The following is an 11,773-nucleotide window of genomic DNA, read 5'->3' on the forward strand; positions in this document are numbered from 1 at the left end:
TGGGCTGCTATCGTTTCAGTATAGCGCCAGTTGGCTCCAGGCCGCCACACAGGCGGGGAGGCCGGCGGGCTTGGGTGGTGTTCCGCCGCCGGCGCGCCCCGCGACATCACTTGAGGTTGTAGAACGCCGCGCGGCCGGGGTATTCGGCCATGTCGCCCAGGTCTTCCTCGATGCGCAGCAGCTGGTTGTACTTGGCCATGCGGTCGCTGCGCGAGAGCGAGCCGGTCTTGATCTGGCCGGCGTTCAGGCCGACGGCGATGTCGGCGATGGTGCTGTCTTCCGTCTCGCCCGAGCGGTGGCTGATGACGGCCGTGTAGCCGGCGCGCTTGGCCATCTCGATGGCCTGGAAGGTCTCGGTCAGCGTGCCGATCTGGTTGATCTTGATGAGGATCGAGTTGGCGATGTGCTTGTCGATGCCTTCCTTGAGGAGCTTGGTGTTGGTGACGAACAGGTCGTCGCCCACCAGCTGCACCTTCTGGCCCAGGCGCTCGGTCAGCAGCTTCCAGCCATCCCAGTCGCCCTCGGCCATACCGTCCTCGATGCTGATGATGGGGTACTTGTCGACCCAGGTGGCCAGCATGTCGACCCACTGCGCGGCCGAAAGCTTGACGCCGCCTTCGCCCTCGAGCACGTATTGGCCGTCCTTGTAGAACTCGCTGCTGGCGCAGTCCAGGCCCAGCACGATGTCCTGGCCGGGGTGTAGCCGGCGTCTTGAATAGCTTGCAGGATGAGCTGGATCGCGGCCTCATGGTTGTCGACGTTGGGCGCAAAGCCGCCTTCGTCGCCCACGGCCACGCTTAGCCCCAAGTCGTGGATGATCTTCTTGAGGGCGTGGAACACCTCGGCGCCCTGGCGCAGGGCCTCGCGGAAGCTGGGCGCGCCCACCGGGATGATCATGAATTCCTGCAGGTCGAGGTTGTTGTTGGCGTGTGCGCCGCCGTTGATGACGTTCATCATCGGCACCGGCAACTGGCAGCCGTTCATGCCGCCGAAGTAGCGGTACAGCGGCAGGCCCGATTCCTCGGCCGCGGCGCGCGCCACGGCCATCGACACCGCCAGCATGGCGTTGGCGCCCAGGCGCGACTTGTTGTCGGTGCCATCCAGGTCGATCAGGGTCTTGTCCAGGAAAGCCTGCTCACTGGCATCCAGGCCCAGCACGGCTTCGGAAATCTCGGTATTGATGTGCTCGACGGCCTTCAGCACGCCCTTGCCCAGGTAGCGCTTCTTGTCGCCGTCGCGCAGCTCGATGGCCTCGCGGCTGCCGGTGGAGGCGCCGCTGGGCACGGCGGCGCGGCCCATCACGCCGCTTTCCAGCAGCACGTCGCATTCAACGGTGGGGTTGCCGCGGCTGTCGAGAATCTCGCGGCCGACGATGTCAACGATGGCGCTCATGAAGTGTTTCCTTGAAGTTTAGAAAATATGAATCAAATTGGCCACCAGCGCTTGATGGACAAGCGCTGGCAGCTATGAAAATTGAAGTATCAGGCGCCTTCCACGCACAGCATGTCGAAGCTGCCGGCGCCGGCACGCACCTCGCGCGCCTTGCGGTATTCGGGCGATTCGTAGAACGCCTGCGCCACCGCATAGCTGGGAAAGCGGATCACCACCGTGCGGCCGTGGGCCTGCCCCTCGAGCACCTGCTGCTGGCCACCGCGCACGATGAATTCACCGCCGAGCGCCTGCACTGCCGGGGTGCTCCATTGGCGGTATTCGGCCATCTGGTCGGGGTTGGTGACGTCGATGTGGGCAATGACGTAGCCGTAGGGCATGCGGTTCTCCAAAGGGTTCAGGCAGAAAAATCGTTCTCGAGCAGGGGCTGACGCTTGGTCACGGTGTCGAGCGCGAGCAGGGTTTCGAGCAGCGCCTTCATGTGCTTCAGCGGCACGGCGTTGGGGCCGTCGCTGAGGGCGTTCTTGGGGTCGGGGTGCGTCTCCATGAACAGGCCGGCCACGCCGACGGCGACGGCCGCGCGCGCGAGCACCGGCACCATTTCGCGCTGGCCGCCACTGCTGGTGCCTTGCCCACCCGGCAACTGCACCGAGTGCGTGGCGTCGAACACCACCGGCGCACCGGTTTCGCGCATGATGGCCAGGCTGCGCATGTCGCTGACCAGGTTGTTGTAGCCAAAGCTGGCACCGCGCTCGCAGGCCATGAAGTTGTCGGTGGGCAAACCCTTTCAGCCGCCGCCGCGCGCGCCTTGTCGATGACGTTCTTCATGTCGTGCGGCGCGAGAAACTGGCCCTTCTTGATGTTGACCGGCTTGCCCGATTGCGCCACGGCGCGGATGAAGTCGGTCTGGCGGCACAGGAAGGCGGGCGTCTGCAGCACATCGACCACGGCGGCCACGGCGGGAATCTCGGCCTCGGTGTGCACGTCGGTCAGCACGGGTACGCCCAGTCCCTTCTTCACCTTGGCGAGGATGTCCAGGCCCTTGTCCATGCCCGGCCCGCGAAAGCTGGTGCCCGACGAGCGGTTGGCCTTGTCGTAGCTGCTCTTGAAGATGAAGGGGATGCCGAGCGCGCCTGTGATCTCTTTGAGCTGGCCCGCCACGTCCATCTGCAGCTGTTCGCTCTCGACCACGCACGGCCCTGCGATCAGGAAGAAGGGCTGGTCCAGCCCGATGTCGAAACCGCACAGCTTCATTTGACCGCCTTCAGCGCCTTGCCCGCCTCACCCGCCGCGGCGGCCTGGTGGTCGAGCGCGGCCTTGATGAAGGCGTTGAACAGCGGGTGGCCGTCCCACGGCGTGCTTTTGAATTCGGGGTGGAACTGCACGCCGATGAACCACGGGTGCACGCTGGGCGGCAGCTCGACGATCTCGGTCAGGTGCTCACGTTGGGTGAGGGCGGAGATCACCAGGCCGGCGTTGCGCAATTGATCGAGATAGTTGACGTTGGCCTCGTAGCGGTGGCGGTGGCGCTCGGTCACCACGTCGCCGTAGATGCCGTGCGCCAGCGTGCCGGGCTGCACGTCGGAGCTTTGCGCGCCCAGGCGCATGGTGCCGCCGAGGTCGGAGCCGGCATCACGCTTCTGGATGCTGCCGTCCTTGTCCTTCCACTCGGTGATGAGGGCGATGACGGGGTGCGGCGTGGCGGGGTCGAACTCGGTGCTGTTGGCGCCTTCCAGGCCCGCCACGTGGCGCGCGTATTCGATGGTGGCCACCTGCATGCCCAGGCAGATGCCGAGGTAGGGCACCTGGTGCTCGCGGGCGTAGCGCGCGGTGGCGATCTTGCCCTCCACCCCGCGCGAGCCGAAGCCGCCCGGCACCAGGATGGCGTCGTACTTGCCCAGTTGCGCCACCGTGGCGGGTGTGATGGTCTCGGAATCCAGGTGCTCGATGTGCACTCGCGCATGGTTGTGCATGCCGGCGTGGCGCAGCGCTTCGTTGACCGACTTGTAGCTGTCGGACAGCTCTACGTACTTGCCCACCATGGCGATGGTGATTTCGTGCCGGGGTGCTCCACCTCGTGCACCAGGTCGTCCCAGCGCTTGAGGTTGGCCGGCGGCGTGTTCAGGCGCAGCTTGTCGCAGATCAGGCCATCCAGGCCCTGCTCGTGCAGCAGGCGCGGCACCTTGTAGATGCTGTCCACGTCGGGCATGCTGATCACGCCCCAGGGCTGCACGTTGGTGAACAGGCTGATCTTCTCGCGCTCGTCCTGCGGAATGCTGCGGTCGGCGCGGCACAGCAGGGCGTCGGGCTGGATGCCGATCTCGCGCAGCTTCTGCACCGTGTGCTGGGTCGGCTTGGTCTTCAGCTCGCCCGCGGCAGCGATCCACGGCAGGTAGGTCAGGTGCACGAAGGCGCTGTGGTTGGGGCCCATCTTCAGGCTGAGCTGGCGCACCGCCTCCAGGAAGGGCAGCGATTCGATATCGCCCACGGTGCCGCCGATCTCCACGATGGCCACGTCGACCGCATTGCCGGTGCCCACGCCGGCGCCGCGCTTGATGAAGTCCTGGATCTCGTTGGTGACGTGCGGAATCACCTGCACCGTCTTGCCGAGGTAGTCGCCGCGGCGCTCTTTTTCGAGCACGCTCTTGTAGATCTGGCCGGTGGTGAAGTTGTTGGCCTTCTTCATCCGCGTGGTGATGAAGCGCTCGTAATGGCCCAGATCCAGGTCGGTCTCGGCACCGTCGTCGGTGACGAACACTTCGCCGTGCTGGAAGGGGCTCATGGTGCCTGGATCGACGTTGATGTACGGATCCAGCTTGATGAGGGTGACTTTGAGGCCGCGCGATTCGAGGATCGCGGCCAGGAGGCCGAGGCGATTCCCTTGCCCAGGAAGACACCACACCGCCGGTGACGAAGACGAATTTGGTCATGTCAGGACGAAGGCCCTAAGCCTTCGCTCGGTGGGAAATGCCGATTATAGGAAAGCCGGCCCGCGCGCCGCCTTTGCTACATTGCGCGCCATGAACGCGAACACCACTCCGAATGCCGCGGCGGGCGAGTTGGCCGGCCGCCACATCGTGCTGGGCCTGTCGGGCGGGGCGGCCTGCTTCAAGGCGGCGGAATTCTGCCGCCACCTCATCAAGGCCGGCGCCACGGTGCAGGTGGTGATGACCGAGGCGGCCTGCCAGTTCATCACGCCGGTGGCCATGCAGGCGCTGTCGGGCCGGCCGGTGTACGTGTCGCAGTGGGATGCGCGGCCCGACAACAACATGGCGCACATCAACCTGAGCCGCGAAGCGGACGCCATCGTCGTCGCGCCGGCCAGCGCCGACTTCATCGCGCAGCTGGCGCAGGGCAGGGCGGGCGAGCTGCTGGCGCTGATGTGCCTGGCGCGGCCGCTGAACCGCGTGCCGCTGCTGCTGGGCCCGGCCATGAACCGCGAGATGTGGGCGCACCCGGCGACGCAGCGCAACCTGATGCAGGTGGCGCAGGATGGCGCCTTCGTGCTGGGCGTGGCGCATGGCGACCAGGCCTGCGGCGAATTCGGCGACGGCCGCATGCTGGAGGCGGCCGAGCTGCTGGAAGAGTTGATCGCCTTCCTGGCGCCCAAGCCGCTGCTGGGCCAGCGCGTGGTGGTCACGGCGGGGCCGACCTTCGAGGCCATCGACCCGGTGCGCGGCATCACCAACCACAGCAGCGGCAAGATGGGTTTTGCCATTGCCCGCGCGGCGCGCGAGGCGGGGGCCGAGGTGACGCTGGTCGCCGGCCCGGTGCACCTGCCCACGCCGCGCGGCGTGCAGCGCATCGACGTGCAATCGGCGCGGGACATGCACGCCGCCGCCGTCGACGAAGCGCTGAGCGCCGACATCTTCATCGCCACCGCCGCCGTGGCCGACTGGCGGCCGGCGCAGGAGGCGGACCAGAAGATTAAGAAGGACGGCTCGGGCGAGGTGCCGCAACTGGCCTTTGTCGAGAACCCCGACATCCTGGCCGACATCGCGCATTCGGCGCGCGCGCAAAGCGGTGCGCTGTACTGCGTCGGCTTCGCGGCCGAAAGCGAGAACCTGGAGGCCAACGCCCAGGCCAAGCGCGTGCGCAAGGGCGTGCCGCTGCTGGTGGCCAACATCGGCCCGGCCACCTTCGGCAAGGACGACAACGCGCTTCTGCTGGTGGACGACGAGGGCGTGACCGAGCTGCCCCACGCCAGCAAGCGCGTGCTGGCGCAGCAGCTGGTGGCCGAGATTGCGCGCCGCGTGGGCGGCGAGATGGCCTGACCAGCCGACAAACGTTCAGCTCACATACTCCCCATGTGCATCGTCGCTAGCGCCCGAATGACGGGCGCTGGAAATCGATACTCCCTTGAAACAAAATCACGCCCATGAAGCTCGACGTCAAGATCCTCGATGAACGCCTGCGCACGCAGATGCCCGCCTACGCCACGCCCGGCAGCGCGGGGCTGGACCTGCGCGCCTGCCTCGACGCACCGCTCACGCTGGCACCCAACGCCTGGCAACTGGTGCCCACCGGCATGGCGATCCACCTGGCCGACCCAGGCCATGCGGCGCTGATCCTGCCGCGCTCGGGCCTGGGCCACAAGCACGGCATCGTGCTGGGCAACCTGGTGGGGCTGATCGACAGCGACTACCAGGGCCAGCTGATGGTGAGCGCCTGGAACCGCAGCGACGTGGCCTTCACCATCGAGCCGATGGAGCGCATCGCGCAGCTGGTCATCGTGCCGGTGGTGCAGGCCACGTTCAACCTGGTCGACGCTTTCGTCGAATCGGAGCGCGGTGAGGCCGGCTATGGCTCCACGGGGCGCGCGTAGGTGTATTCCTACGCTCGATGCCCGGCTGCGATTACGGCTTGAAGCGTGTGTTCAACCAGCTTTTACCTGGGCTTTGTCGTCAAATCGGGTCGTGATGCGTTAATCACGCAGGCCGCTTCTAACAACGAGCCTCAACCACAGGAGAATCCCATGCAATTCAAGCAACGTCTGCTTCCCTCTCTGGCCGCCGTCAGCGCCGCCGCATTGCTGGCCGCTTGCGCCCAGCCCGGCACGCCGGTGGGTGGCAACTACCCCGGCACGTACCCCACCACCAGCTACCCGGCGGGTCAGCAGTATTCGCAGTTCGGTCGCGTTACCAACGTCGAGTACGTGCGCGGCGGCCAGTCGCAGGGCGTGGCCGGTGCAGTGGTGGGTGGTGCCGTGGGCGGCCTGGCCGGCAGCCAGGTGGGCGGCGGCAGTGGCCGCACCGCAGCCACCGTGGCCGGCGTGGTCGGCGGCGCGCTGATCGGCCGTGCACTGGAGCAGAACATGAACCGCAACACGGTCGACCACTACCGCGTGACCGTGCAGTTCGACAACGGCGGCACGCGCCAGTTCGACTACGCGCAGGCGCCCAACGTGCGCATCGGCGACCGCGTGCGTGCCGATGGCGATCAGCTGTACCGCTGATCCACGGCTTGCGCTGCAACAAGAACGGCACCCTCGGGTGCCGTTTTTCATGCGCACACGCCTGCTCAGTGCAGGTGATCGCTGCCGGGCGCCATCGGCTGCAGGCGAAAGAACCCGGTGCCGGCGCTGCCGCGCTCCAGTTCGTCGTCGGTGGCTTCGCGCACGGCTTCCACCTTCAGGTGCAGGCGCAGCGAAATGCCGGCCAGCGGGTGGTTGGCATCCAGCACCACGTGCTCGGGGTAGATCTCGGTGATGGTGAACAGCGCATCCGCCGGTGCCTCGGCCACGATGTCCTGCGGCAGGGCAGAGGTCTCCAGCAGCATGCCTTCCTCGATGGCCTCGGGCAATTGATCGCGCCTGGCCAGGAAGACCAGCTGTTCGTCGAAGTCGCCGAAGGCGTCTTCCGGCTCCAGGTTCAGGTCCAGCAGCGCGCCGCGCTCATGGCCCTGCAGCGCGCCACTGATGGCGGGCAGCAGGTCGTCGCTGCCGACGAGGAACTCGACCGGCTCCTCCAGTTCGTCCAGCGTGTCGCCCAGGCTGTCCTTCAGGGTCCAGGTGAGGGCGACGACGCATTGCGGGGTGATTTCCATGCGGCGGATTGTCGCATCGCAAACCGTACGCCCGCCGTTTGCGTATGCTCGCGCGATGGACATCGAACAGCCTCTGCAATTGCTGGGCGGCCTGTCGCCGGCCCAGTTCATGAAGCGCCACTGGCAGAAGAAGCCGCTGCTGGTGCGTCAGGCCATCCCCGGTTTTCAGCCCCTGCTGTCGCGCAGCGCCCTGTTCGAGCTGGCGGGCGACGAGGCGGTGGAGTCGCGCCTGATCAGCCGCGGCGCCCAGGGCTGGCAGTTGCGCAGCGGCCCGCTGGCGCGCCGTGCATTGCCGCCACTGGCGCGGCCCGACTGGACGCTGCTGGTGCAGGGCGTCGACCTGCACGATGAGCGCGCGCACGAGCTGCTGCAATCCTTCCGCTTCGTGCCCGATGCGCGGCTGGACGACCTGATGATCAGCTACGCCAGCGACGGCGGCGGCGTGGGACCGCATTTCGACAGCTACGACGTGTTTCTGCTGCAGGCCCACGGCCGGCGCCGCTGGCGCATCGGGCGACAGAAGGATCTGACCCTGGTGGAAGGCCTGCCGCTGAAGATACTGGCCGACTTCCAGCCCGAGCAGGACTTCGTGCTGGAGCCGGGCGACATGCTCTACCTGCCGCCCCGCTGGGCGCACGATGGCATCGCGGTGGGCGAATGCATGACGTATTCCATCGGCTTTCGGCAACCCGCGCGCGACGAGATGGTGCGCGAGCTGCTGCAGCGCGTGGCCGACGACGCCACCGATCTGGTAGGCAGCGATGCCTACCGTGACCCACACCAGCCGGCCACCGCACAGCCGGCGCTAGTGCCGGCCGAGATGCTGGAGTTCGCGCGCGACGCCATCGAGCGCGCGCTGCGCGACCCGCAGCACCTGGCGCTGCTGCTGGGCGAGCTGATGACCGAGCCCAAGCCACAGGTCTGGTTCGAGCCCGGCGATGACGCGGCCGACGCCGGGGGCGAGGGCGGCGTGGCGCTGGATCGGCGCACGCGCATGCTCTACGATGCGCAGCATGTGTTCATCAATGGCGAAGGCTTTCGGGCCGCCGGCAAGGACGCCCGCATGATGCAGGCGCTGGCCAACACGCGCCGGCTGACGGCCAGGCAGGTGGCCCAGCTGAGCGAGGGCGCCCGCGACCTGCTCGACCAGTGGCGCGACGCCGGGTGGGTGCATGTCGGCTGAGGCGGTACCAGCCGGCTTGCCGTCCGGCGCCTTCATCGGCCGAGAGACCTTTCGCGAACACCTGCGCGCGGGGCTGAAAGCCGCGGCCCAGCAGGGCTGGAGCGAGTTGCTGCTGTGCGATGCCGACTTCCAGATCTGGCCGCTGGGTGAGCGCGAGATCGTCGAGGCCCTGCATGCTTGGGCACGCGGTGGCGGAAAGCTCACGATGCTGGCCCGGACCTACGACGAGGTGCCGCGCCAGCACGCACGCTTTGTCGAATGGCGCCGGCTGTGGTCGCACAGGATCGACGCCCGCCTCTGCCGCGAGGCCGATGCACTGCAACTGCCCAGTGCGCTGTGGTCGCCCGTGTGGGCCGTGCAGCGGCTCGACCCGGCGCGCCACAACGGTCTGTGCGGTGACGATCCGGCGTTTCGCGTGGCCCTGCGCGAGCAGATCGACGGCTGGCTCGGACGCAGCACCGCGGGCTTTCCGGCCTACACCCTGGGTTTGTGACAGTTGGTGCCAAACGTGGCGCCGGCGCATCAGGGTTAATCTCGATTGCGCAAGCCGACAGCTATAATTTTCGGTTGAGCGGAAGGAGCTTGAGTGCTTTTCTCTCAGTCAGGACGCACTGCAGTCAAACCCGGCGTCTTGATGCTTTCCGATGAACAGATCATTTTCTACAAGGACCATTGAGATGAATAAATCGCTTGTTCTGGCTGCCCTGATCGCCGCCGCTTCCTGGCTGCCTGCGGCAAGAAGGAAGAGCCGGCGCCCGCACCGGCACCGACCGCTGCGCCTGCAGAAGCCGCCGCTGACGCTGCTGCTGCCGCCGCTTCCGCTGCCGACGCCGCTAAGGATGCCGCTGCTTCCGCTGCTGGCGCTGCCATGAGCGAAGCTGCTTCGGCTGCGGGCGCTGCCGCTTCCGCCACCGGCGCTGCCGTGGGCGCTGCTGCCGACGCTGCGGGCGCTGCCGCCAACGCCGCTGCGGCCCAGGCTGCCGACGCCGCCGCCACCGCTGCCACGGCTGCTGCTGCCGGCGCCACCAACGCTGCCACGGGCGCCGCCAACGCGGCTGCCACCGCTGCCGAAGCTGCTGCCAGCGCAGCCAAGTAATCGACAGCCAACACGCTCCGGCGCCCTGCGCCGGGCGGTTTGCAAAGCCACCTGCTACAGGTGGCTTTTTTGTTGGTCTGCATCAATGCCGTTGGGCGCTCAGACCGCGAGCCAGCCGCGGCCATGGCGCTGCGTCAGCAACACGTCCTGCTCGCCACAGCCGAGCGCGGCGGCAAACGCGCGGGCCACCAGTTCGGGCCGGTTGTTGCGCTCGCTCAGGTGCGCGGCGACCACGGTGTTCAGCCGATCGTGGCGCAGCACTGCCAGCGCCGCGGCGGCCTGCGCGTTGCTCAGGTGTCCGTGCTGACCGGCCACGCGGCGCTTGAGAAAGTCGGGGTAGGCCGACCGCGCCAGCAGGTCCGGTCGTGGTTGCTCTCCAGCACCAGCGCGTGCACACCGGCCAGGTTCGACAGCGCATGGGCCGTGACGTGCCCCACGTCGGTCATCAGGCCCCAGGCACGGTTGCCATCGGTGCAGCACAGCTGAAGGGGCTCGCGGGCATCGTGCGGCACGGTGAAGGGGCGGAATTCGAGGCCGCGGATGGCGAACACCTGACCGTCGCCCACATGATGCACCGGCGCATCGGCGTCGTGCGGCAGCTTCAGCGATTGCGCGGTGCCGGCGCTGGTCCAGATCGGTACGCGGTAACGCGCGGCCAGCATCGCCACGCAACCGATGTGATCGCCATGCTCGTGCGTGATGAACACGCCATCCAGGTCGGTCGGGCTCAGGCCGTCGGCGGCCAGCGCGGCCTGCAACTGCCGCAGGCCTAAGCCGCAGTCGATGAGCACCCGCGTGGGGTGCAGGCCGTCATGGGCTTCGATGAGCGTGGCGTTGCCCGAGCTGCCGCTGGCCAGGCTGCGAAAACGCAGCATCGGCGGCGGCGCCTTATCTCAGCTCGTCGGCCAGCACCTTGACGATGCGCTGCGCATCGGCCGTGGGCGCCGGCGCGCCGTTGCGGTCGAGCACGGTGACCTGGCTGTTCTGGCCCTCGGAGCGCACGGCGATCTGGTACTGGCTGGTCGGCAACTGCTGGCTGCCGCGGCCGAACATCTTGCCGAAGAAGCCGGGCTCCTTCTTCTCGACCGTCGGGTCGACGTAGCGCACGAAATAGATGCCCTTGCTGCGGTCGCGATCCTCGACGGTGAAGCCGGTGCGATCGAGTGCCAGGCCGACGCGGCGCCAGGCGCGGTCGAACTCCTCGTTCAGCTGCACGGCCGAGGTGCCGCCGGCGGCCACCACGCGCGCCGCCTGGGGTGCGGCTTGGCCTTGTGCCGCGGCGGCCAGTGCGGCCTTGGCCTGCTCCTGCGACACGCCCAGCTTGACCATCAGGCGGCGCAGGAATTCGGCTTCCAGCTCAGGGTCGCGCGCGCGCGGCTGCCAGACGGTGCTGTCGCGGCGTGCCGACGAATACACCTCTTCCATGCCGCGGTGGGTGACGAAGATGTCGGTGCCGCCGGCCGCGTTGCGCTCCAGCCGGGTGCGGAACTTGTCGCGCTCGCCGGTGGAATACAGCGAATCGAACACCTTGCCGATGGTGTTGCGGATGAAGTCCTGCGGGATCTTGGCGCGGTTCTCGGCCCAGTCGGTTTCCATCAGGCCCATGTTGGCCTGGTCCACCGCCATCAGGAAGCCGCTTTCCAGCCAGAAGTCGCGCACCGATCCCCACAGCTTGTCGGGCGTGCGGTCCACGCGCAGCCAGCGCTCGCCGTCCTGGCGCATGAACTGCACGTCGGCGATCTGGTTGGCGGCCGTGGGCGTGCCGGCGGCCTGTGTGGCGGCCTGGCCCGCCTGGTAGCCGGTGGCGGTGACGGTGCCGCTGCTGACGGCATAGCGCGACTGGCCGGGCAGCTGGCTCAGGTCGGGCGGCACCTCGAGCGAGACGCCGCGGCCGGAGCTCTTGTAGTCGATCTTGTCGGGCTCCAGCACCGAGCAGGCGCTCAGCGCCACGGCAGCGGCGGTGCCCAGCAGGGCGAAGGAGATTCGGCGTTCGGCAGACTTCACGTTATCCGTTCCTTATAAGGAAAATAGGGCTCCAGCGCCCGTCCTTGCTGCGCGAG

General features: G+C 67.6%; 10 protein-coding genes and 4 pseudogenes. 7 read left to right on the forward strand and 7 right to left on the reverse strand.

Annotation, left to right across the window (positions count from 1 at the left end):
- Window positions 1-106 precede the first annotated feature (106 nt).
- The 4 genes and pseudogenes from eno to pyrG form a co-directional block, all read right to left on the reverse strand.
- Window positions 107-1,392 (reverse strand): annotated as a pseudogene (gene eno / locus H0I39_RS17690) (phosphopyruvate hydratase).
- An 89-nt stretch (window positions 1,393-1,481) separates the two neighbouring features.
- The gene (locus tag H0I39_RS17695; RefSeq protein ID WP_180551354.1) at window positions 1,482-1,769 is read right to left on the reverse strand and encodes a DUF1330 domain-containing protein; all 288 of its coding nucleotides are present in this window, start codon (window positions 1,767-1,769) and stop codon (window positions 1,482-1,484) included.
- Between the two features lie 17 nt (window positions 1,770-1,786).
- A pseudogene (kdsA, locus tag H0I39_RS17700) lies at window positions 1,787-2,643 on the reverse strand (3-deoxy-8-phosphooctulonate synthase).
- Window positions 2,640-4,319, reverse strand: a pseudogene (gene pyrG, locus H0I39_RS17705) (CTP synthase). The pseudogenes kdsA and pyrG overlap by 4 nt, the downstream one beginning before the upstream one ends.
- Window positions 4,320-4,409: 90 nt before the next feature.
- On the opposite strand from pyrG, the gene coaBC reads away from it, so the two are divergent.
- The 3 genes from coaBC to H0I39_RS17720 all read left to right on the forward strand — a co-directional run bounded on the left by coaBC (window position 4,410) and on the right by H0I39_RS17720 (window position 6,844).
- The gene (gene coaBC / locus H0I39_RS17710; protein WP_180551355.1) at window positions 4,410-5,663 is read left to right on the forward strand and encodes a bifunctional phosphopantothenoylcysteine decarboxylase/phosphopantothenate--cysteine ligase CoaBC; all 1,254 of its coding nucleotides are present in this window, start codon (window positions 4,410-4,412) and stop codon (window positions 5,661-5,663) included.
- Between the two features lie 104 nt (window positions 5,664-5,767).
- The gene (dut, locus tag H0I39_RS17715) at window positions 5,768-6,214 is read left to right on the forward strand and encodes a dUTP diphosphatase (protein WP_180551356.1); all 447 of its coding nucleotides are present in this window, start codon (window positions 5,768-5,770) and stop codon (window positions 6,212-6,214) included.
- Window positions 6,215-6,364: 150 nt separating this feature from the next.
- Window positions 6,365-6,844, forward strand: a complete 480-nt coding sequence (locus H0I39_RS17720) for an outer membrane lipoprotein (RefSeq protein ID WP_180551357.1) — start codon at window positions 6,365-6,367, stop codon at window positions 6,842-6,844.
- 65 nt (window positions 6,845-6,909) lie between these two features.
- On the opposite strand, the gene H0I39_RS17725 is transcribed toward H0I39_RS17720, so the two are convergent.
- Window positions 6,910-7,434, reverse strand: a complete 525-nt coding sequence (locus H0I39_RS17725) for an FKBP-type peptidyl-prolyl cis-trans isomerase (protein ID WP_180551358.1) — start codon at window positions 7,432-7,434, stop codon at window positions 6,910-6,912.
- Between the two features lie 55 nt (window positions 7,435-7,489).
- Between H0I39_RS17725 and H0I39_RS17730 the strand changes: the two genes are divergently transcribed.
- From H0I39_RS17730 to H0I39_RS17745, 4 genes are all read left to right on the forward strand, one after another.
- Window positions 7,490-8,617: a JmjC domain-containing protein gene (locus tag H0I39_RS17730; protein ID WP_180551359.1), complete on the forward strand. Its 1,128-nt coding sequence runs from the start codon at window positions 7,490-7,492 to the stop codon at window positions 8,615-8,617.
- Window positions 8,618-8,633: 16 nt separating this feature from the next.
- The gene (locus tag H0I39_RS17735; RefSeq protein WP_307776836.1) at window positions 8,634-9,110 is read left to right on the forward strand and encodes a hypothetical protein; all 477 of its coding nucleotides are present in this window, start codon (window positions 8,634-8,636) and stop codon (window positions 9,108-9,110) included.
- 184 nt (window positions 9,111-9,294) lie between these two features.
- Window positions 9,295-9,489 carry a hypothetical protein gene (locus H0I39_RS17740; RefSeq protein WP_180551361.1) on the forward strand — a complete coding sequence of 65 codons (195 nt, stop codon included), beginning with the start codon at window positions 9,295-9,297 and terminating at the stop codon, window positions 9,487-9,489.
- Window positions 9,486-9,713, forward strand: coding sequence for a hypothetical protein (locus tag H0I39_RS17745; protein ID WP_180551362.1), 228 nt, complete (start codon window positions 9,486-9,488; stop codon window positions 9,711-9,713). Before H0I39_RS17740 ends, H0I39_RS17745 begins: the two co-directional genes overlap by 4 nt.
- A gap of 99 nt (window positions 9,714-9,812) precedes the next feature.
- Here H0I39_RS17745 and H0I39_RS17750 read toward each other — a convergent pair.
- A pseudogene (locus tag H0I39_RS17750) lies at window positions 9,813-10,588 on the reverse strand (MBL fold metallo-hydrolase).
- A 13-nt stretch (window positions 10,589-10,601) separates the two neighbouring features.
- The gene (gene bamC, locus H0I39_RS17755) at window positions 10,602-11,717 is read right to left on the reverse strand and encodes an NlpB/DapX family lipoprotein (RefSeq protein WP_308645885.1); all 1,116 of its coding nucleotides are present in this window, start codon (window positions 11,715-11,717) and stop codon (window positions 10,602-10,604) included.
- Window positions 11,718-11,773: the final 56 nt, after the last annotated feature.

It is taken from the genome of Ottowia beijingensis (assembly GCF_013423955.1).
In the GTDB taxonomy this organism is placed as follows: domain Bacteria; phylum Pseudomonadota; class Gammaproteobacteria; order Burkholderiales; family Burkholderiaceae_C; genus Ottowia; species Ottowia beijingensis.

Excerpts from the sequence above, each read along its gene's own strand:
- H0I39_RS17695 (WP_180551354.1), bottom strand. The coding sequence starts at position 1,769 with ATGCCCTACGGCTACGTCATTGCCCACATCGACGTCACCAACCCCGAC.
- coaBC (WP_180551355.1), top strand. The coding sequence starts at position 4,410 with ATGAACGCGAACACCACTCCGAATGCCGCGGCGGGCGAGTTGGCCGGC.
- dut (WP_180551356.1), top strand. The coding sequence starts at position 5,768 with ATGAAGCTCGACGTCAAGATCCTCGATGAACGCCTGCGCACGCAGATG.
- H0I39_RS17720 (WP_180551357.1), top strand. The coding sequence starts at position 6,365 with ATGCAATTCAAGCAACGTCTGCTTCCCTCTCTGGCCGCCGTCAGCGCC.
- H0I39_RS17725 (WP_180551358.1), bottom strand. The coding sequence starts at position 7,434 with ATGGAAATCACCCCGCAATGCGTCGTCGCCCTCACCTGGACCCTGAAG.
- H0I39_RS17730 (WP_180551359.1), top strand. The coding sequence starts at position 7,490 with ATGGACATCGAACAGCCTCTGCAATTGCTGGGCGGCCTGTCGCCGGCC.
- H0I39_RS17740 (WP_180551361.1), top strand. The coding sequence starts at position 9,295 with ATGAATAAATCGCTTGTTCTGGCTGCCCTGATCGCCGCCGCTTCCTGG.
- H0I39_RS17745 (WP_180551362.1), top strand. The coding sequence starts at position 9,486 with ATGAGCGAAGCTGCTTCGGCTGCGGGCGCTGCCGCTTCCGCCACCGGC.